19 protein-coding genes and 1 pseudogene are annotated in these 19,626 nt (G+C 70.3%); 9 read left to right on the forward strand and 11 right to left on the reverse strand.

The window, feature by feature from the left end:
• The first annotated feature begins 270 nt into the window (after positions 1–270).
• Both AB0O36_RS12845 and AB0O36_RS12850 read left to right on the forward strand, forming a co-directional pair.
• Positions 271–1,056 carry a GntR family transcriptional regulator gene (locus AB0O36_RS12845; protein ID WP_365108155.1) on the forward strand — a complete coding sequence of 262 codons (786 nt, stop codon included), beginning with the start codon at positions 271–273 and terminating at the stop codon, positions 1,054–1,056.
• Between the two features lie 2 nt (positions 1,057–1,058).
• Entirely contained in the window at positions 1,059–1,712 is a 654-nt protein-coding gene (locus AB0O36_RS12850) for a YdcF family protein (RefSeq protein ID WP_365108158.1), read from the forward strand.
• A 467-nt stretch (positions 1,713–2,179) separates the two neighbouring features.
• Here AB0O36_RS12850 and AB0O36_RS12855 read toward each other — a convergent pair whose 3' ends face one another.
• Both AB0O36_RS12855 and AB0O36_RS12860 read right to left on the reverse strand, forming a co-directional pair.
• On the reverse strand, positions 2,180–2,839 hold the full coding sequence (locus AB0O36_RS12855) for a ribonuclease D (RefSeq protein ID WP_365108160.1): 660 nt from the start codon (positions 2,837–2,839) through the stop codon (positions 2,180–2,182).
• A complete protein-coding gene (locus AB0O36_RS12860) occupies positions 2,814–3,593 on the reverse strand; it encodes a hypothetical protein (protein WP_365108163.1) in 780 nt (259 codons plus the stop codon). The genes AB0O36_RS12855 and AB0O36_RS12860 overlap by 26 nt, the downstream gene beginning before the upstream one ends.
• Positions 3,594–3,875: 282 nt before the next feature.
• Between AB0O36_RS12860 and AB0O36_RS12865 the strand changes: the two genes are divergently transcribed.
• Positions 3,876–4,496 (forward strand): hypothetical protein, encoded by a 621-nt coding sequence (locus AB0O36_RS12865; RefSeq protein WP_365108165.1) that lies wholly within the window; start codon positions 3,876–3,878, stop codon positions 4,494–4,496.
• A 479-nt stretch (positions 4,497–4,975) separates the two neighbouring features.
• Here the strand turns inward: AB0O36_RS12865 and AB0O36_RS12870 are convergent, their stop codons facing one another.
• Positions 4,976–5,383: a hypothetical protein gene (locus AB0O36_RS12870; RefSeq protein WP_365108167.1), complete on the reverse strand. Its 408-nt coding sequence runs from the start codon at positions 5,381–5,383 to the stop codon at positions 4,976–4,978.
• 333 nt (positions 5,384–5,716) lie between these two features.
• Here AB0O36_RS12870 and AB0O36_RS12875 point away from each other — a divergent pair, with 333 nt between their 5' ends.
• Entirely contained in the window at positions 5,717–6,328 is a 612-nt protein-coding gene (locus AB0O36_RS12875; protein WP_365108170.1) for a hypothetical protein, read from the forward strand.
• 7 nt (positions 6,329–6,335) lie between these two features.
• Entirely contained in the window at positions 6,336–6,563 is a 228-nt protein-coding gene (locus AB0O36_RS12880; RefSeq protein ID WP_365108173.1) for a DUF2277 domain-containing protein, read from the forward strand.
• Here AB0O36_RS12880 and AB0O36_RS12885 read toward each other — a convergent pair.
• The 4 genes from AB0O36_RS12885 to AB0O36_RS12900 all read right to left on the reverse strand — a co-directional run bounded on the left by AB0O36_RS12885 (position 6,553) and on the right by AB0O36_RS12900 (position 10,535).
• Positions 6,553–7,116, reverse strand: a complete 564-nt coding sequence (locus tag AB0O36_RS12885) for a hypothetical protein (protein WP_365108176.1) — start codon at positions 7,114–7,116, stop codon at positions 6,553–6,555. The genes AB0O36_RS12880 and AB0O36_RS12885 overlap by 11 nt on opposite strands.
• Before the next feature lie 180 nt (positions 7,117–7,296).
• On the reverse strand, positions 7,297–7,923 hold the full coding sequence (locus AB0O36_RS12890; RefSeq protein WP_365108178.1) for a VTT domain-containing protein: 627 nt from the start codon (positions 7,921–7,923) through the stop codon (positions 7,297–7,299).
• A 194-nt stretch (positions 7,924–8,117) separates the two neighbouring features.
• Entirely contained in the window at positions 8,118–9,788 is a 1,671-nt protein-coding gene (locus tag AB0O36_RS12895) for an alkaline phosphatase D family protein (RefSeq protein WP_365108181.1), read from the reverse strand.
• Positions 9,789–9,893: 105 nt separating this feature from the next.
• Positions 9,894–10,535: an HNH endonuclease family protein gene (locus AB0O36_RS12900; protein WP_365108316.1), complete on the reverse strand. Its 642-nt coding sequence runs from the start codon at positions 10,533–10,535 to the stop codon at positions 9,894–9,896.
• Between the two features lie 491 nt (positions 10,536–11,026).
• On the opposite strand from AB0O36_RS12900, the gene AB0O36_RS12905 reads away from it, so the two are divergent.
• A complete protein-coding gene (locus AB0O36_RS12905; RefSeq protein WP_365108184.1) occupies positions 11,027–11,605 on the forward strand; it encodes a TMEM165/GDT1 family protein in 579 nt (192 codons plus the stop codon).
• Positions 11,606–11,788: 183 nt separating this feature from the next.
• Here the strand turns inward: AB0O36_RS12905 and AB0O36_RS12910 are convergent.
• Positions 11,789–12,106, reverse strand: a pseudogene (locus tag AB0O36_RS12910) (HAD family hydrolase); the annotation flags it as partial.
• Between the two features lie 214 nt (positions 12,107–12,320).
• Positions 12,321–13,529 carry a peptidoglycan-binding protein gene (locus AB0O36_RS12915; protein ID WP_365108187.1) on the reverse strand — a complete coding sequence of 403 codons (1,209 nt, stop codon included), beginning with the start codon at positions 13,527–13,529 and terminating at the stop codon, positions 12,321–12,323.
• Between the two features lie 138 nt (positions 13,530–13,667).
• On the opposite strand from AB0O36_RS12915, the gene AB0O36_RS12920 reads away from it, so the two are divergent.
• Positions 13,668–15,734, forward strand: a complete 2,067-nt coding sequence (locus tag AB0O36_RS12920; RefSeq protein WP_365108190.1) for an MFS transporter — start codon at positions 13,668–13,670, stop codon at positions 15,732–15,734.
• Between the two features lie 40 nt (positions 15,735–15,774).
• Here the strand turns inward: AB0O36_RS12920 and AB0O36_RS12925 are convergent, their stop codons facing one another.
• Positions 15,775–16,284 carry a GNAT family N-acetyltransferase gene (locus AB0O36_RS12925; protein WP_365108193.1) on the reverse strand — a complete coding sequence of 170 codons (510 nt, stop codon included), beginning with the start codon at positions 16,282–16,284 and terminating at the stop codon, positions 15,775–15,777.
• A gap of 107 nt (positions 16,285–16,391) precedes the next feature.
• On the opposite strand from AB0O36_RS12925, the gene AB0O36_RS12930 reads away from it, so the two are divergent.
• Positions 16,392–16,787: a nuclear transport factor 2 family protein gene (locus AB0O36_RS12930; RefSeq protein ID WP_365108196.1), complete on the forward strand. Its 396-nt coding sequence runs from the start codon at positions 16,392–16,394 to the stop codon at positions 16,785–16,787.
• 169 nt (positions 16,788–16,956) lie between these two features.
• On the opposite strand, the gene AB0O36_RS12935 is transcribed toward AB0O36_RS12930, so the two are convergent.
• Entirely contained in the window at positions 16,957–17,292 is a 336-nt protein-coding gene (locus tag AB0O36_RS12935; RefSeq protein WP_365108198.1) for an antibiotic biosynthesis monooxygenase, read from the reverse strand.
• A 148-nt stretch (positions 17,293–17,440) separates the two neighbouring features.
• On the opposite strand from AB0O36_RS12935, the gene AB0O36_RS12940 reads away from it, so the two are divergent.
• The gene (locus tag AB0O36_RS12940) at positions 17,441–19,477 is read left to right on the forward strand and encodes a bifunctional glycosyltransferase 87/phosphatase PAP2 family protein (RefSeq protein WP_365108201.1); all 2,037 of its coding nucleotides are present in this window, start codon (positions 17,441–17,443) and stop codon (positions 19,475–19,477) included.
• The last annotated feature ends 149 nt before the right edge of the window (positions 19,478–19,626 follow it).

Genomic DNA, 19,626 nt, shown 5'->3' on the forward strand with positions numbered 1-19,626 from the left:
GGAGCGAGACGCTCCCGTTGGTAGGCAGAGACCTGCCATCCGGACTGCCAAGGGATCGCCCCCTCGCGGGATGCGACTGTCCGGTGCCCCTCGGCCCGCTCTGTCCCGGGCCCCTTGCCGTGCGCTCGGGCAGGCCAAAGAAGGCCCCCCAAGGGAGTCAGTTCGCTGTCCTAGGACTGCGTTCCGTCTGGTTAGACCATGACAGCCCAGTCCTAGGACTGTCAATGTCCTAGGACTGTGCGAAACTGGCCATGTCGAGAGGAGCTCTTGGTGGCACCGAAGTGGCGCGAGCTGGCCGACAGGCTTGCGGAGCAGATCAGGAACGGCGACTACACCCCGGGGCAGCGCCTGCCTCAGATCCGCGACCTGGTGGAAGCCGGGGAGGGGGCAAAGGCGACCGTCCACGCCGCTTACAAGGCATTGGAAGCGGAGGGGCTCGTCACGTCATCGCGTGGCGTCGGAACGATCGTGCGAGCCCAGACCCCGCTGAAACGACTCGGCGTTGCCCGCTACGACAAGGCGAAGTGGCGCGACGGCGATGAAGTTGCCTTCATCGCAGACAGGGTGGCATCCGGCCGCGCGTATAACCGGAACGAGCAGACGCAGACCGTCAGCCGCGTTGAAGCGACAGGGCCGGTCGCGGCGGCGCACGGGATCCCCGTTGGGGCTCCGGTCTACGCTCGGGCCCGACTGGTGAAGGAAGGCGAGCAGCCCACACACATGCTGACCAGCTACTACCGGCCCGAGCATGTCGAGGGCACCCGGATCGTGGATCCGACTCCTGGTCCGGCCGGCCGCGGCGGCGGCTTCCGTGTGCTGTACGACGCTGGTTACGAGATCGACCACATGAAGGAAGAGATCTTCGCCCGGGTGCCGACCGCGGACGAGGTGAAGCTCCTTAAGCTGCCGGCAGGGGAACCAGTCGTCGAGCTGCACCGCACCACCTGGACGGCCGACGGCACGGTGGTCGAGTTCGCGATCGGCGTGCACGCTGCGTCTCGGTTCGCCTGGGAGTATGAGTTCAAGGTCCCCGATTCGGCGAGTCACCAGGAGTAGGCGTGATAACCGCACAGGCGTGGTCGGACGCGGCACTCATTTGGGACTTCCACCAGATGCACCACGCCGTGCGCCCCTGCTCAGTGGCCGTCGGGCTTGGTAGCCACGACCTCGGCGTGGCCGATACGACCGTCGAGCTCTATCGGCGGGGTATGGCGCCCCTGATTGTGTTCACGGGCGCCACCAGCCCGACGACTCGTGCTCGAATGCCCCGCGGGGAGGCTGTGCACTACCGGGAACGGGCGTTGGAGTTGGGGGTCCCGCCCGAGGACGTGCTCGTCGAGCCCAATGCCCGAAACACCGGCGAGAACATCCGGTTCAGCCGGGCGCTGCTCGAAGAATCCGGCCGCCAGGTCGAGTCGCTGCTGCTGGTGAGCAAGCCCTATGAGGAGCGCAGGGCCTACGCCACCGCCCGGAAGCTGTGGCCGGAGGTGGAAATCGTCAGTGCGTCCACACCGATGGCCTTCCGCGAGTACGTCGATTCGATCGAGAACCCGAAGTTGGTCATCGACATGCTGGTCGGTGCTCTACAGCGCCTTCAGCTCTATCCGGCTCAGGGCTTCATGGTGCCCACGTCAGTGCCGCCTGATGTGCTTGCCGCCTATGAGCGCCTGTGTCGGCAAGGTTTCACTAGCAGGCTCGTCGCCGCGTACTAGCTGATTCCGGAAGGGAATTCCCCCACCCGGTCAAGGGCGCTTCCGCCGCCCAAGGCGGCGTTGCGTGCCTGTCGCCCCGGGCCTGCGCTCCTGCTCTCCGCCCCACTCCAGCCCGGACCGCCGGCCGCGCGCCATTGGGCTGAGGGCTTGATGGGGTGAACCCGGCTGATCTGTCGGCTGACTGTCAGAACTGATGCCTCCGGCGGGGGCGCTCAGGCTCCGGGACGACCGGGGCCGGTCGTGCGGCTGCTCGCCGTTCGTGGTTCGGGGTGGGGATCTGTCATCCCGCCCTGCCGTCGATAGCAGACCAGGCTTCTGGGGCCCAGGTCGTTCGTCCAGCAGGGCGCTCCACCTGGGCCCCAGAAGCCTGCCCCGATATCACTCCGTGTGGGTCGAAGGCAGACGAGATGACAGCAAAGCAGGCGACAGCTAGCGGCCTTAGCCGCGTCGGCGAGGCTCCCGTGGCCTCAATACTTGAAAGGATCCGACACGCCATGCAGCCTCAGCTCCACGTGACTAGGCAGAAAAGCACAGCAGCGCTCATAGAGACCCATAAGCCGTTGCGTCTCTAGCTGGGAAAGCTGCAGCTCGTGGAGATCGAGCAATTTCAGGACGTCCATCACCGCATAGTCGATTTGACGGGAGCTGAGGTGCTCCGCCAACCAGTCCGTCATCCGCACGCTCTTGTCTAGCTGCAGCTTAAAATAAGCCTGCATCAAGTGTTCAAGGGAGTGTTCCCGAGCCGGACCGTGCGGGTTTAGCAGCTTGGCGGCAATCTTCGTACAGAAGACCTTCTGGGCACTCACCCCCCACCAGTGGGTCATAAAGGAGACATCGAACGGCGCGTGATGGAAAACCTTCTCTACGTCGTGATCGGAGAGAAGTCGCGAAAGGTTGACTGGCCGCTTACCCGCCAAATCAACGACAACAATCGCCCCTACTTCAGGTGCCGACAGCTGGCAGGTTCCGATCTGCGCATCTAGCGGGTTGAGACCGTTGGTTTCGATGTCCCACGCGACCCGCCGAACGGATGCGACCTCCGAATACAAGGCTTCAGGCAGATCACCGGAGACGATGCGGACCCGGTCACCAACCTCCACGTCACGGATAGAGTTTGGTGCTGACATTCAGAACCCCTTCGAGGTCTTCTTCAAAAAATTCGTAGAGCGACCCGCCTCGATGGCAACTGAAACTGGGGACCGTGCCGCTGCGATTGTCCTTGTGGTGGTAAAGGCTAACGACGAAAGTGTCGTCAACCCGGTACGCCGTAAAAGCTCGAAACACAGGCGACAGATAGATCTCGATGCGGCCAGAGGCGGTGGGGCCATCAAGGCTCTTATACCCATCGATCGCCTCGTTAAGCTTGCTCCTGACGCGATCTTCCGTCATGTTGAAGCGAGTGGCGAGGCTTCGAACACAGTCCTGGTCAGCGGGGTCGGGCAGGCAAACTCGGATCTTCGCGTCAGGGCGATTTGCAATGCGAGTAAGACGAGTCTGATGTGTGTTTCGCCACGTAGTCGCCCACGCGGCAAAAATATCCAACCGCTTAGCACTGTCCAGGCGATGCTCCCAATCGATCACTCTGGAGTAATCTGTACCAATCGCGGCTAGCCCTGCAGAATCCACATCATTCTTCACATGGAGAACCTCTAGCATCTCTTGGAAGAAGGATCGCCTGCCGACGAGTTCCCACAGAACAGCAAGGGCAACGGACGCGCCGATGAGACCACCGAGCTGGTTAAGGAATGCCGCCGCCCCCTTATGTTGGTCAAACCAGCTTATTCCAGAGACATAGAGGAATATGAGACCGACGCCCAAGCCGGACGCGGCAATCAGCCAGTACTTCAAGCTCGTTACACGGCGGTATGGATTGCTGGTCATGTAGTCCCCCTCGTAGGTGCGAACGTAGTCGCCACCACTGACAACCGCGCTGCCACGCTCTGGCGCGACTGTATCGATGCCTGGAGCTGAGCGCCCGGCACCCTGACGAGAAGGCCGGGCCTGCGGCAGCGCCTACCGGAGAGATGAAGGTGTCCGAGCGGACCGCAGCTGGCTCCAGCGGAAGGCGTCACGCGCAGCGCATGGCCTGATTGCTCCCTTGCTTACACGGCAGGTACGTGTCACACAGGTGTGAAGTGGGCCGATCTGGGAGGGGGACACTGGATGCCCGTGTTCGATAGCGATTCGGAGGGTTCGTCGGCCTGGGCGATCAAGCGGTTCGGAAGGCAGGCCGACAAGCTCGTTGCCACCGTGCCGACGCAACTGGCCAGGGCTCACTCCAAGGCGCACGCCACACACCTCACAGCGGAGTTGAAGAAGCGAAGCCCCTACGGCGTCACCCTGGCCGAGGCAGTTCGCGAGAACCTGGCGGACATGGCGCGGGACCTCCATGAGTCGGTTCGGGACGTGCGTGGGTACGAGTACGCGGTGATCAATGATCACGCGCTGTTTCCTTTCAGGTACGCAGACAAGCCAAGGCCCATTGATCGCGCCCGGTTGCCCGCCAACACGTCCCCTACGCGTCGCCGGCTGTTCCGTGCGCATGGGCCACAGTCGCCGGAAGGGCTATTTGACCTCGCCGACGACTTGACCACCCAGGAGTACCTGGGACTGCACGAAGCCTTCGAGGAGCTGGGGGCCACGACGAAGCTTGTGTGTCTCTTCTTCACTGCCGACGCGGAAAGCGGCATCCACGTCATTCACTGGGGAGAGGCCCGGCTCGAACCAGATCGGACTTTCACCTGGCTCTATAGGGAGCAACTCCCGCTCGCGCGCGGCGCTTGAGTACCCCCGGACATCGTGTAGCCCACAGAAGGCTTCCTGGGCCCCCTGCGCGCCCAGAGCCGTGTGTACGGTCGCGGTGTGCTTGACGGCAATCTCTGACGGCAACGACAGCAGACGTGAGCGGATCGGTACACACCCTGGGAGCCCACGCTCCGTAGGCAGTGGTGGGCGCTCGCGTGGCCACGTGCCAGGTTGGACGAACTTACAAAGCAGATGTCGGCGGTTCGAAACCGTCCGCGCCCACCGGCAAGAAGACCCCTCGCCAGTCATGGCGGGGGGTCTTCTGCGTCGGTTTGCGGCATCGGCGGGAGCGGATCGGGGGCCTTGTCCGCAGCCGGACATTTTTCGCGCACTCCAACGGAAGCGAATGGGGAGTGCCGCCCCGGCAACCGGTCCACGTACGCGGTGATGGTTCCGTTGTAGTGGTCCCTCAGCTGCAACTGGGGTCGGTCAGGCGTCGGTTGTGGCCGGACTGACGGCTATTTGAGGTTGAGGGTCTGGGTTTCCGAGGAGGTTGCGGGACGGGTGAGGTTGAACTTCACGGTGTAGGTGAGGGGGTCGCCGTCGCTGTCCTGGCACTGGACCTTGGCCTTGGACGGCAGGCCCTTGCCCGAGGGAACCTCTGTGAAGGCCAGCGAGTACGACTCCTTCGGGTCGTCGCTGGAGAGTTGGACGGCCTTGGCCTGCTTGCCTTCGGGGGTGATGGTCACCTGGGTGACCGTCGCGTCCTCGAAGCGCTCGCAGCTGGCGGTCCCCGAGACCTTGACCCGCGCCGAGTTCGGGTTGGCGTTCGCCGTGCCGGTCACTGCCGCGGGAACGGCGAGAGCCAGCGAGGTCATGAGCACGGCGGTGCCGAGCCTCTTCGTCCTGCTTCTGAAATCCCGCATTTCGGTCTCCACTCGACTCGCCCGTGTCCGCGCCTGTGCGTGCCGCTGTGGCGGTGGGGGTGGGAATGCACGCCCTGCTCGTTCGCGCGGGCGGTGGTGCTGCGCACGGGGTGGCGCGGGAATGCCGTTTCGGGCCCGGTGTATTCCGGCGTCCGAGGCCCAACTGGCTGCCTGCCTGCGGCTGCCGGGGCTCTGGCATCTACAGCTCGACGGTATCGAGAGGGTGCGGGTATGTCCATTTATGGGCTACTTGTTGTGCTTGACTGCTCAACCGTCCGTCGCCCTTCCGGTCCTCCACTTCCCCGGCGGGTGGGGGCGTGGGATGGTCGGTGGATGGCCGAGGGGATGGCGGAGTGGCTGGGGTTGTGGGGGCGGGGGTTCGAGCGGAGGAGGGAGCGGGAGCGGGAGCGGTTGCTGGAGCAGCTGCGGGGCGCGAGCGCGAGCGTGACCGTGCCGGAGCCTCGGGTGCCTCCCGGGGGCGGGAAGTACGCCGATTCTTCGGCGGGGGGTCGGGCGCTGCTCGGTGACCGGCGGGACGATTTCACGCCGTTGCTGGTCGAGTACTACGCGTACGGGCTGACGCAGGCGCGCAGCAGCTTCGTGGTGAGTCAGGTCTTCGCCGCGTTCGGCGCCGGGATCCTGCTGCTCGGGGTCGCGCTGGCCGTGTGGAAGGCGGAGAGCACCGGAGAGCTGTACGCCGGCATCGTGACCAGTTCGGTGGGCGTGGTGGTGACCCTGATCGGGCAGCTGTTCCACCGGCGGGCCGATCTCGCGTTGCGGCACATGGCCGAGCAGACCGCCGCGCTGCGGGACGACCGGCGGACCGCCGAGACCACGCAGCAGGCCGTGCAGCTGCTGGGCGAGGTGGCGGACCCGGCGCTGCGGGCGCGGCTGCAGGCCGGGCTGATCATGAAGTTGTCGGGGGCGGCGCTGCCGGAGGCATAGTGGTGGTATGTGCCGGAGCATCAAGACCCTGCGCCCGCCCGCCCTCCCCGAGAAGGCCACCGAGGAGGAGATCCGGGCCGCCGCGCTGCAGTACGTGCGGAAGGTGTCCGGCTTCCACCGGCCTGCCGCGCACAACCAGGAGGTGTTCGACGCAGCCGTGGAGGCGGTGGCCGAGGCGACTCGGGTGCTGCTGGACGGGCTGCAGGTCAGGGGGAGTGCAGTGGTCAGTTCGTGAGCGTACGGCGGCGGAGGAACCAGACGCCGGCGCCGAGTGCGCCCGCTGCGAGCGAGCCGCCGATCGCGATCTCCGCGGGGCTGATCCCGCCGATGCTGCCGCCCGTGCCGCCGCGAGCGGCTCCGGGGGTGACCTGGAGGGTGAGGGTCACCCGCTGGCCGCCCGCGCCACCGCACTCGAACACGACCGAATGGGCTCCGGAACGGGCGTCCCGGTAGGCCTGGGCCGTGCCGATGAGGGTGGTGGATTCGAGGTTGCCGGGGGTGAGCCAGAGTTCACCGAAGGCGGTCGAGGTCACGCGGCCGGTGCGGGTACCGCAGCCCTGGAGGTTGAGGCCGATGCGGCCGCCGGGGGAGACGGTGGTCGAGGACATGCTCGCGGTGGGGGCGGCCGAGGCGGTCGTGGGGGCGGCGAGGGTGAGGAGGGCCGCCGCGCCGAGGGCTGCCGCCGTGGCTCTGGCCGTGGTGTGTGCCCCGGCCGTGGCGCGTGCCCTGGTCGTGGCGCGTGCCTTGGCTGTGGCGGTGTGGCCGGCGGGCGTGTGCGTGGCGGTCATCGTGGTACTCCTCGGCTCCGGGAAGCACGGCGCGGTCAGGGCACGGATGTGACGCGGGGTCGGTTGCGCACCGTGTCTCGACGCTAGGAGTGGCGGGGTGGGGCGGCGATCGGGGCCGGGTGAACGGGTGAGCGGTTGAGCCGGGTGGGGGAGGGGCGTTGTGGGCCCCGGCCCCGGGAGCTACGGCGTCGCTGTAGGGGCGGGGCGGCGGATGAGGTACGCGGCCAGGGCGCCGGCGGCGAAGAGGGCGATCAGGGAGACCGCCGTGCCGAGCCACGTGGTGCCCAGCCACTGGGTGCCGAAGTAGCCCAGGGCCACGCTGTAGCCCGCCCAGGCCATGCCGGCCAGGGCCGACCAGGGCAGGAACTCCTTTGCCTTGCGCTGCATCCTGCCTGCGCCCAGCGAGACCACCGAGCGGCCCGCGGGGGCGAATCGGGCGATGACCACCAGGGCGCCCCCGCCGCGGGCCAGGGCCGTGCCCAGGCGTTCGTGGGCCCGGGTCAGCCGGCGTGAACGGGCGATGGCGCGGTCCAGGCGGGGGCCGCCGCGCCGGGCCAGCCGGTACGCGGCCAGGTCGCCGAGGACCGAGGCGGTGGTCGCGATGACCAGCAGCGCCATGATGTCGGGCACCTGTTCCGGCACCGGTTCGGACGAGCCGGCCGCTCCCGCCGCGGCTGCCGCGGCAGCCGCCGTGATCACCAGGACGCCGCTCGGCAGCACCGGCACGAAGACGTCGAGGATGACGGAAAGGGCCACGAGGGCGTAGATCCAGGGGCTCGTGGTCAGCGACCCCACAGTCTCGAACAAAACAGGACTCCCCAGTCCGGTTGGCGTGCCTCGGCATGGAAGCGCCGCGACGTCGCTGGGGCGGCAGGGGCGGCTGGGCTGACAGCCATACAGCGTACGCGGGGTTGACGGAAGGTATCCGGCCGGGTCGGTGAACGTGTTCGCCCGAACCCCGGCGGCCCTTGCGGGGACTGGGCGAACGGGCCCGGAACGGGTCACGGCAACTCTGTCAGGTCCCTTTCGAGGACGGTCACCAGGCGCGCGCCCTTGGCACCCGTGCGCGTACGCCGGGCCTGGTCCAGCCGCAGCCGTGCCGTCCGCCCGGACAGCGCCAGGGTCATCAACTGGTTGCCGAACCAGGGGCCTCCGGACCGCCGCCAGGTCAACGGCGGCCGCCCGGTGCGTCCGTGCTTGGCGAACATCCGGCCCAGCCGGCGTCCGGCCCGCGACCAGCCCAGCCGGAACCCGAGCCGCACCGCGAAGTGGATCGAGTTGTGGACGGGGGAACAGGTCAGCTGGAACACCCGGGCCGTCGTCGGTATCCGGGGTTCGGCCACATAGGCGTGGTGGACGTCTCCCGAGAGGACCGCCACCGTCGCCGGGGCCCGCGGGCCCGTCCCCACCTCCTCGATCAGGTCGCTGAGCGCGGTGAAGGAGGCGGGGAACGCGGCCCAGTGCTCCAGGTCGCTGCGCCGTCTGAGGTCCTCGCCGATCCGTGCCCAGCGCGGCCCCCGCTCGCCGCGGCACAGGGCGGCGTTCCACGCCTCCGCGTCATGGATCAGCGGGGGCAGCAGCCACGGCAGCGAGGAGCCCACCAGCAGGTGGTCGTAACCCCCGTGCCCGTCCAGCGCGTTGTCCCGCAGCCACTGCTGCTCCGCCGGGTCGAGCATGGCCCGCCGGTCCTCGGCCAGCACCCGGGCGGCGCGGGTGTCGACCATCAGCAGCCGGGTGCGCCCGAAGTCCCGGCGGTAGCTCCAGCGCGCCGAGGCCGGATCGGCGTCCGCCGCGCACGCGAAGGCCCGCAGGGCCTCCGTGCCGTCCGGGGTGTCCCGGACGGCCGCGTACAGTGCGTCGGCCGCCAGCTCTGCCGGGGAGAGGTTCCCCAGGTGCTGGTACACCCAGTACGACATCAGGCCGCTGAGCACCCGTTCCCGCCACCACGAGGTGGCCCGCATCTCCGCCACCCACGCGGCGCTGGTGTTCCAGTCGTCGATGACGTCGTGGTCGTCGAAGATCTGCAGGCTGGGCACCGTGGACAGCAGCCAGCGGATCTCCGGGTCCAGCCAGGACTCGTAGTAGAGCCGGGTGTACTCCTCGTAGTCCGCGACCTGTCTCCCCGGCGGGTCCTTCAGGTCCCTGCGGGCCCGGAGCCAGCGCAGCGTCTCGCGGGAGAGCGCGTCCGCGTACACCTGGTCGCCGAGGAGCAGCAGGAGGTCGGGCCGTTCCGCCTCCGGGTCGGCGGCCAGCCGCGCGGCCAGGGTGTCCAGGGCGTCCGGGCCGTGCCGCCCGTGGGAGTCGGCGGGCGGGGCGGCCTGCCGGCAGGAGCCGAAGGTGATCCGCAGCCCGGGGGAGGGCCGGCCGGGCCCGGCGGCAACGGCCGGGGTGCCGATGGTGCTCGGCGGGAAGGGGCTGTCGGGGAGCGGCCAGACCCGCACGCCGTCGAGCAGCACCTCGTAGGCGGTGGTGGTACCGGGGGTGAGGCCGGTCACCGGGACCACCGCGTAGTGGTGTCCGGCTATCGCGAAGGTCCGGACCCGGCCGTGTGCGCCGTCGGAGCAGCGGACCTCGGCCGTGCACGGGCGGCTGGTCTCGACCCACACGGTCGCCGAGCGGCCGGTGTCCCAGTCGACGTGCCGCAGCAGCGGTCCCAAGCGCAGGTCGGCCATGCAACTCCCCCTCCTCCGTACCCCTTTGGTTCAAGGTACGTGGCGGAAGGGGAGTCTGCGTCCCCCGGGCGGGGGAGTTGTCCTGCCTCGCCCGGGGGAGCTTCCTCAGCAGCCGTTCAGGGTGTTCACCAGGGCGTTCTTCTCGGCGGAGTCCATGCTCAGGCCCCAGTACTGCTTCACGTTGACCCACATGCGGGCGTAGGTGCAGCGGTAGGAGGTACGCGAGGGCATCCAGTTGGCGGGGTCCAGGTCGCCCTTGGCCTGGTTGACGTTGTCGGTGACGGCTATGAGCTGCGGCCGGGTGAGGTCGTTCGCGAACTGCTGGCGCTTGGCGGTGGTCCAGGAGCTGGCCCCGGACCGCCATGCCTCGGAGAGCGCCACGACGTGGTCGATGTCGAGGTCGGAGGCGGCGGTCCAGGTGGCGCCGTCGTACTCGGAGAACCAACTGCCGCTGACGGCGGCGCAGGAGGAGTCGGTGACCACGTTCACGCCGTCGCGCTTGAGTACGGTCTCGCGGGTGTTGCAGGAGCCGGACACGGTGCTCCAGTGCGGGAACAGGTCACGGCTGTAGCCGCTGGAGGAACCTTCCGCCCGGGGCGTGACCGTGGCCAGGTAGGCGCGGGCCGCGGCGGCGCTCATCGGGGCGGGCGGGGCGGCCTGGGCGGCGGGGGCCGTGATCAGGGCGGTGACGGCGAGGCCGGCGACTGATGCGAGCACGCCAAGGCGACGCGCGTAGAACTTGGGCATGGAGGGCATGAGGGCTCCCTGGGTGCGGGGGGTGTGCGGCCGTGCGCCCCGGCGGGGCCCGGCCATGGTGGTGGCGCCGGGTGTCACGGGGGCGGGCGCCAGATGACAGGGTGGCGACATGGGCACGTCACATCAAGTCGAGCAACGCGCCCTACTCAAGCGGAAGTTGAGCATCCGGGCGAGGGTGTGCCGGTTCGTGGTGTGCATCCCCCCGCAACCCGGGACCAAAGACCCATTCCGGATCCCCGGAATCGTCACGTATTCTGTACGGAGCAGAAGGGGAGTAGCTCTTCGCCGGACCGTCGACATACTGCTGGGTCATCCCAGCCGGCGCCCGGAGGCAGACCGCGTTCGGTGGTCGGCCAGCGAGACCTTCGGCCGCAGTGTCCTGTCCTTGTACGCACAGGGCGCTGTCGAGCCGAAGCGACCCCTGAAACGACCAGGTCTCTCGGTGCGGCAGCGTTCTGTCCGACCGATTGAGGTTCACCCCTGTGATCACCCTCAGCGTCACGGCGATCGCGTTCGGCGTCGTCTTCCTCGCCGAACTGCCCGACAAGACGGCCCTCGCCGGGCTCATGCTGGGCACCCGCTACCGCGCCTCCTACGTCTTCGCGGGAGTAGCCGCCGCCTTCGCCGTGCACGTGGCCCTGGCCATCGCCGCCGGAAGCGTGCTCACCCTGCTCCCGCACCGGCTGGTCCAGGCGGTGGTCGGGGTCCTCTTCCTGGCGGGCGCTGCGATGCTGCTGCTGAAGAAGGACGACGGCGAGGAGGCGGTCAAGGCACCCGCGGACCAGTCCTTCTGGAAGGTCTCCGGGGCGGGCTTCATGCTGATCCTGGTCGCCGAGTTCGGCGACCTGACCCAGATCATGACCGCGAACCTCGCCGCCCGGTACGACAACCCCGTCTCCGTCGGCCTCGGCGCGGTCCTGGCCCTCTGGGCCGTCGCCGGCATCGGCATCCTGGGCGGCCGCACCCTCATGAAGTACGTGCCGCTGCGCCTGATCACGAAGGTCGCCGCGGCGGTCATGGCCGCGCTGGCCGTCTTCTCGCTCTACGAGGCCATCGCCTGACCTCTGCGGTGACGCGCCACGGCGTACCTGCGTGGTACGTGCGGTGGGCGGCGCAGGTACGCGAAGGGCCCGTCCGGGCAGCCCCGGGCGGGCCCTTCGTCCTGTCCTGTCCTGCCCTGTCCTGCCCTGTCATGCCCGTGTCGGCGTACCGGTCGGAGCGGATCAGGCGGCTGCGTGCACGGTCAGCCGGGCCGTGGCCAGGGCCTCGTCGGCCGAGGTCACCAGGGCGTGCGGGAGAGCGCCGAGCGCCGCCATGAACTCCGGAGCGCCCGCGACCGGGACCACGCCCTCGGTGTCGGAGGTCTCCCGGGCGAGCATCTCGGCGTTGTCGGCGTGGTTGAGCTCCATGGGCCGCTCGGGCAGCAGGACGGCCATCGTCGCGTACCCCTGGCGGCCGTGGACGACCTTCAGGGCCTCGTGCGGGTCGAGCCCGTGCGACTCCGCCCACTCCCGCCAGCAGCGCTCCACCACCGCGTCCGAGTCGACGATGGTGCCGTCCATGTCCAGGAGCAGGGCCCTGGCGGTGAGGACGACGGGAGCGGCGGGGGTGGCGCCGGCCGGCACGACGGGCTCCAGGGGGAGGAAAAGGAGAACAAGTGGCTCCGCACGCCGGTCAGGGAATGCGGGCGGAGCCACTTTGTTTCTCCACGATACAAAACATGGGGCCGACAGCGCCACCCGGTTGACCGCGAGCGGCCTCAGCGGTCTCGACTCCCTACCAGTCCCAGCCGTCGTAGCCGTCGTCGTAGGAGTCGTCGAGGGCTTCCTCCAGGGCGGCGCGGGTCGCGGGGCCGAAGACGCCCCTGGCGTCTCCGGTGACGTGCCGGTCGCGCTGGAACCTCGCGACCGCGTCCCGGGTCTTTCCCGTGTACTGCCCGTCGGGGCGGCCCTTGAAATAGCGGACGCGCGCCAGGTCCTCCTGGAGCTGCCTGACCTCCCAGCCCGAGTCGCCCTCGCGCAGGGTGCCGTCGGGTGCGTCCTGCGACGGGCTCGGCGGGCGGGAGCCCGTGCTCGGGCCGGGGCCCGGGGCGGACCGGGCGCCGGTGCTCGCCGACGGAGAGGCCGATGCCTTCGGGGAGGCGCCGTCCGACGCGGTGGCCGACGCGGAGTGCGAGGGGGAGGAGCCGCGCGAGGGCCGGCGGGAGGCGGTCGGGCCGTCGCTGGGGCCGGCGGCCGAGGCGCTGGGTCCGACCGGGGCCACGCTCTGCGCGGCCCCCGAGAGCTTCGGGTCGGGCAGGGCCAGGTCGGCGTCCGGGGCGCCGTCGCCCGTACTCGTGCCGAGCGCGACCACGGCGCCGCCGATCACCAGGGCGGCTGCCGCGCCGGCCAGCAGGGGCATGCCGCGCCGCCGCCTGGCCGCGGCCTTCCGGTGCCGGTCGTACGACGGGACGGGCTGCAGCACCACCGTCTCGTCCGGCGGGCCGGACGCGCCGGAGCCACCCCACGCCTGTGGCCCGGGTGGCCCGGGTGGCCCGGGCGGTACGGGCGCTCCGGTCGGTACGGAGCCGTCGTACGCGGGGTTCAGGTACGCCGGTACGCCGCCCCAGGGCACCCCGGACCCGACCGCGCCGGCCCCGGCCGTGCCGTGGCCCACGCCGTGATCGGGGCCGTGGCCCGGGGTGTGGCCAGGGCCGGGTACGGAGGTCCCGTACGCCGGCGTGCCGGTCCCGGCGGAGCCGTCCCCGGGCAGCTCGCCGTACGCCGGCCCGGCCGCGGGCGTCCAGGGGCCCGGAGCGGGAGGCGCCGGCGGGAGGACCTGGGTGGCCGGGTCGTCGGCCGGAGCCGGAGCCGGGGTCGCGGGGGCGGGAGCGGAGTCCGCCAGGGATATGTACGGGCGGATCCGCAGCGGGTGGTACCCGGTGGAGGGCGCACACCCGCAGCCGGTTCTCCCGGCACCGCATTCAGGACACCGCTCGGCGCTCACTCAGACCCCTCCCTGGCAACTGCCAGCGATTATGTAACCCCCTCCCCACCGGCTCCCTACTGCCCTCCGCTGCCCGGGAGGCCATAACCGGGCACACCGCTCACCATGGACGTTGAGGAGCGGCCCGAGGAGGAGTGCATGGGTCAGAAGGAGACCACGCCCGCCGTCCATCCCGGTCCCGACCAGCGGCCCGGCCCGTCCCCCGGGCAGCCCGGCCGCGGGGTGCTCGTCTCGATCGGAGCCCTGCTGCTGGGTCTCCTGCTCGCGGCACTCGACCAGACCATCGTCTCCACCGCCCTGCCCACGATCGTCAGCGACCTCGGCGGCCTGGCCCACCTCTCCTGGGTCGTCACCGCCTACCTGCTCGCCTCGACGGCCGCGACACCGCTCTGGGGCAAGCTCGGCGACCAGTACGGCCGCAAGAAACTGTTCCAGGGCGCGATCGTGCTCTTCCTGATCGGGTCCGCGCTCTGCGGCATCGCCCAGAACATGCCCCAGCTCATCGGCTTCCGCGCACTGCAGGGCCTGGGCGGCGGCGGACTGATCGTGCTGTCGATGGCGATCGTCGGCGACATCGTCCCGCCCCGCGAACGGGGCAAGTACCAGGGCCTCTTCGGCGGGGTCTTCGGCGCGACCAGCGTGCTCGGCCCGCTCCTCGGCGGGCTCTTCGTGGACCACCTCTCCTGGCGCTGGGTGTTCTACATCAACATCCCCATCGGCATCATCGCCCTGGCCACGATCGCCACGGCCCTGCACATCCCGGTGCGCCGCGCGAAGCACACCATCGACTACCTCGGCACCTTCCTGATCGCCTGCGTGGCCACCTGCCTGGTGCTCATGGCTTCCCTCGGCGGCACCTGGGGCTGGGGCTCGGCCCGCATCATCGGCCTCGCGGTCCTCGGCGCAATCCTGCTCCTCGCCTTCGTGTTCGTGGAGCGGAAGGCCGTGGAACCCGTCCTCCCGCTCAGGCTGTTCCGGATCCGCACCTTCACCCTGTGCGCGGTGATCAGCTTCGTCATCGGGTTCGCGATGTTCGGCGCACTGGTCTACCTGCCGACGTTCCTCCAGGTGGTCCAGGGCGTATCGCCGACCATGTCCGGCGTGCACATGCTGCCGATGGTCCTGGGCATGCTGATCTCCTCCACCGGCTCCGGGCAGATCGTCAGCCGCACCGGCCGCTGGAAGGTCTTCCCGATCGCCGGCACCGCGGTCACCGCCGTCGGCCTGCTCCTCCTGCACCAGCTCCACCGCACCACCCCCACCTGGGAGACCAGCCTCTACTTCTTCGTCTTCGGCACCGGCCTCGGTCTCGTCATGCAGGTGCTGGTGCTCGTCGTGCAGAACGCGGTCAGCTACGCCGACCTCGGCGTGGCCACCTCCGGGGCCACCTTCTTCCGCTCCATCGGCGCCTCCTTCGGTGTCGCGGTCTTCGGCACGATCTTCATCCACGGCCTCGACGACAACCTCTCCAAGGCACTCGCGGGCGTCCCGCTGCCGCCCGGCGTGAGCGCCTCCGGACTGGAGGCGGACCCGCGGACCGTCGCCGAACTCCCCGCCTCGCTGCGCCCCACCGTCCTCGACGCCTTCTCCACCGCCATCACCGACGTGTTCCTCTACGCCGTCCCGATCGTGCTCCTGGCCTTCGCCGTGGCCTGGTTCCTCAAGGAGGACCCGCTCCGGGCCTCGGTGACCGCCCCCGACGTCACCGAGACGCTCGCCTCCAACCCCGTCCAGCGCTCCTCCCGGGACGAGGTCGCCCGGGCCCTGTCGGTCCTGGGCACCCTCCAGGGGAAGAGACACGTCTACGAGAAGATCACCGAGAAGGCCGGCTACGACCTGATGCCCGCCGCCAGCTGGATGCTGCTGCGGATCAACAAGTACGGCTCGACGGAGCCGGCCATGCTCGCCGAGCGGACCGTCGTACCCCTGCGGGTCATCACCGAGGCCGCCCGGCAGGTCGAGGAGCGCGGCCTGGCCCGGCGCGAGGGGCTGCCGCTCGTCCTCACCGACAAGGGACGGGTGGCGGCCGGGCGCCTGTCCGAAGCGCGGGAGGAGTCGCTCGCCGAGCTGCTGGGTGACTGGTGGGGACCTGACCGGCCCAGGGACCTCACCGAACTGGTCAAGGAGATCAACGCGGAGCTGTGCGGCTCGGACGCGGAGGAGCCGTACGACCGGCTGGCCCCCCGCGACCACGAAGCGCCCTGAGCCCCACGATGCGCCTGACCCCCGTCCCCGTCACCGTCCGTCAGACGAGGACCTTCTCGAACCAGTGCTGGGCGTACGGGCCCGAGTTGTACGCGGGTATCTCCGCGTACCCGTGCTTCGCGTAGAGCCTGCGGGCCTCCACCAGGTCCGTGCGGGTGTCCAGCCGGATCCTGGTCGCGCCCAGCCCGCGCGCGGCGTCCTCCAGGGCCGTGAGCAGGGCCGCCCCGCCGCCGGTGCCCCGGGCGTCCGGGCTGACGTACACCCGGGTGAGCTCGGCGGTGGCCGGGTCGAGCAGGCGTATCCCGCCGCAGGACGCGGGCTCCCCGTCCAGCCGTCCCACCACGAACGCGCCGGTGGGCGGCACCAACTCGTCCGCGGGGAAATCGTCCATCCCCTGGTCGATCTCCGCCTCGCTGACGGACCGCTTCCAGTACCGCCCGGCCACCTCGGCGTAATAGGCGCGGCGCAGCGCGGTGGCCTCAGGGGTGGTGAAGGCCTCCGGCGTGACGGACCAGGTCCTGCGCGCATGCACGATCTTGTTCTCGTTCATGGCGCCATTCTGGAGGCCCGGTCCCGTCCGCCGCGTGGAATATCCACACCCTCGGACCGATGATGGGAAAGGCATACAAACCGATCCCGGGAAGGGTGTGAGCAGTCATGTCGCAGCATCCGGACTGTGCCCTGGTCCGCCGCGGTTACGAAGCCTTCGGCAAGGGCGACATGGAGACGATGGCCACCCTGATGACGGCGGACGTCATCCACCACGTCCCCGGTACCCACCCGCTGTCCGGGCACCACAAGGGCAGGGAAGCCGTCCTCGACCTCTACCGGAGCATGGGCGAGGAGACGAAGGGCACCATGCGGGTGGAACTGGAGCGAGTGACGGCCGACGGGCGGGGACACGCCATCGCCGTCCACAAGTGGCACGCCGACCGGGGGGACCGCGGCATCGAGATGCACGCCGGGCTGTTCTTCACCATCGTCGGCGGGAAGATCACCGACATCGACCAGTGCAGCGAGGACATCGACGCGGAGAACGACTTCTGGCACTGAACACGGTCACGTACGGCGGCACATGGCCACGTACGGCGGCTTGCGGCCGCGTACGCCCGTGCACGGCCGCGTACGCCGCGCACGGCCGGGTACGCCGCGCACGGCGCCGTACCCGGGGTCGATCCCGTTCGCCACGGCGCCACACGTGAGAAGTACGTCGGAGGTGACGTCACCCCTTCTTCGGGGCCGCCTGCTGCACCACCTCGAACGACCACAGCGTGGAACCCGAAGCCGCCGGCTTCGGCCGCTCGCCGCCGCCCTCGCCACCGGCGCCACCCTGGTGCGCCGCCTTCATCGGCCCCTCCATCCACGCCTGGAAGGCCGCCTCGTCCCGCCACCGGGTGTACACGAGGTACTGGTCCGTGCCCTCCATCGGACGCAGCAGCTCGAACCACTCGAACCCGTCCGAGTTCTCCACCGACCCGGCCCGCGACGCGAACCGCTTCTCCAGGACTTCCCGCTGCTCCGCCGGGACCGTCAGCGCGTTGATCTTCACGATGCTCATGCCGCCATCCTAGGGAAGCCCCCACGCCCGACCTTCCCGGGACGGGCCGGTTGACGTTCCGCCCCGGGATATCGTCGTCCCGGGTAATTGAGCGCGGCAGCCAGGCGAAGTCGGGGTTGCAGGCAACAGGGCGGGAGGCCGGCGGGGCGTGGCGAATGCGTCGGAGCACAGCGGGGCGAAAGGCCATGCCGGTGTCATAGGCAAAGACGACGGCGAAGGCGCGCGGCTGGGGGCCGCGCGCATCGTGCTCTGGGGCCTGGCCGCCGTACTCGCCCTGCGGCAGGCCGCGGTGGTGCTGCGCGTGCCACCGAACGAGTGGCTCACCGGCATCCGGCTGCCCGATCTGACGGCCGGCTCGCTCTACGACAGCGGGCTGTTCACCGGCAGTCCCTTCGCGGGCATGGTGCTGCGGCCCCTGACCGGTTTCGCCGACCAGTCCCTGGAGATCGCCTGGACGTTCGTCACCCTGCTCTCCGTCGCCGCCGTCGGGCTGGTGGCGGCGCGCGGCCTGCCCGATCCGGTGCCCCGCCGCACCGCCCTGCTCGCCGCGCCCGTCCTGGTCACCCTGATGATGGTCTCCCTCCCGGTCCGGGAGGCCGCCTTCCCCGGGCAGACCGCCGTGCTGCCGGTGCTGCTGGTGCTGTTCGCCCTGTTCCGGGTGCCCGGCGACCGCCCCGCCGGAATCCTCACCGGCCTGGCCGCCGCCCTCCAGCCCGCCCTGCTGCTGTTCGCCCCGCTGCTGTGGCTGACCGGCCGCCGGACCGCCGCCAGGTCCACGCTGGCCACCTTCTCCGCCGCTTCTCTCCTCGCCCTGGTGACGCTGCCCCGCGACTCGTGGACGTACTGGGTGGACCACCTGGCCGGGACCCGTCTCGGCGGCAGCCCGGACGGCCTCGCCAACCAGTCCCTGCACGGCGCACTGCTCCGCTTCGGCCTGGCCGGCTCGGGCGAGACGGCCCTGTACCTCGTGCTCGCCGGCGCCGTCGCCCTGATCGGGCTGCGCCGCGCCGTCCGCTACGCCCGTGACGGCCAGCTGCTGCTGGCCGTGGCCGTGACCGGCTGCGTGGCCGTCGCCGTTTCCCCGACCGGCTGGCGCCACCAGCTGCTCTGGGTGCTGCTCGCGGTGGCCGGCAAGGTCGGCCGGCGGGCCGCCGACCGGCCCGTGTGGCCGGTCGCGGTGGTCCTGGTGATGACCCTGCCCAGCGAGATGCTGCTGCCCAACATGGCCGCGCTGGCGCCCGTACGCGACAACGTGCTGCTGCTGGCCGCGCTCGCCGCGGCCTGCGCCGTGCCGTTCCTGCCGCGCTGTTCGCCGTACTGGCGGGAGCCGGTGGCCACCTCCTACGGGCACCCGGCCGAGGCCCGGTGGCACCGGATCCCGCTGCTGCCGGGCTGGCGGCGGGTGCTCAGCCGCCCCAACCTGCTGCTGGAACTGCTGCTGATCCGGGTCGGCTACTCGATGTACTCGCACATCCGGGCCGCCGCGCCGAACAGCCGCGCCACGGCCGAGGACAACGCGCACACCGTCCTCGCCGCGGAGCGGGCGCTCGGCATCGACATCGAGCACGCCGTCAACCAGGCGGTGGTGCGCACGGAGTGGCTGGAGAAGTTCTTCAACTTCTACTACACCTCCTTCCACTTCGTGATCCCGCTGAGCCTCCTGGCACTGCTCTACTGGCGGCGCCCCGCCGACTACCGCTGGGCCCGCGCCTCCCTGGGCCTGGCCACGCTCATCGCCCTGTTCGGCTTCTGGCTGTTCCCGCTCGCGCCGCCGCGCCTCATGCCGGGCCTCGGCTTCACCGACACCGTGCACGGCCCGCAGGACCTCGCCAACCCGTCGTACGGTGCGATGACCGCCATCTCCAACCAGTACGCGGCGATGCCCTCGCTGCACTTCGGCTGGTCGTTGTGGTGCGGCATCGTGATCGTCGCGATGGCGCCGAAGGGCTGGCAGAAGCTGCTCGGGGCGCTGCACCCGGTCGTCACGGTGTGCGCGATCGTCGCCACCGCCAACCACTGGCTGCTCGACGCGGTGGGCGGCGCGTGCGTGGTGGGCGCCGGGTTCGCCCTCGTGTACGTGCTGTCCGGGCCTCGGCGGCTGCGCGTGCGGGTGCCGGCACAGCGCGCCACACCGGCCGCGGGCGGCGAGGAGGCCCAGGTCAGGACGGCCGCGGGCAACCGGTAGGGGGCGGCCGGCCCGGGGCCCCGCCCGGGCCCCGGCCGGAGCCCTGCCGGTCCTTCGCCGGGCCCGCTCCGGGCCTTCGCCGGGCCCGCTCCGGTCCTACGGCGAGGCCGCTCCGGGCCCTCGCCGGGGCCCTGTCCACAGCCCCGGGC

The organism is Streptomyces sp. NPDC089799, from assembly GCF_040684755.1.
Classification (GTDB): domain Bacteria; phylum Actinomycetota; class Actinomycetes; order Streptomycetales; family Streptomycetaceae; genus Streptomyces.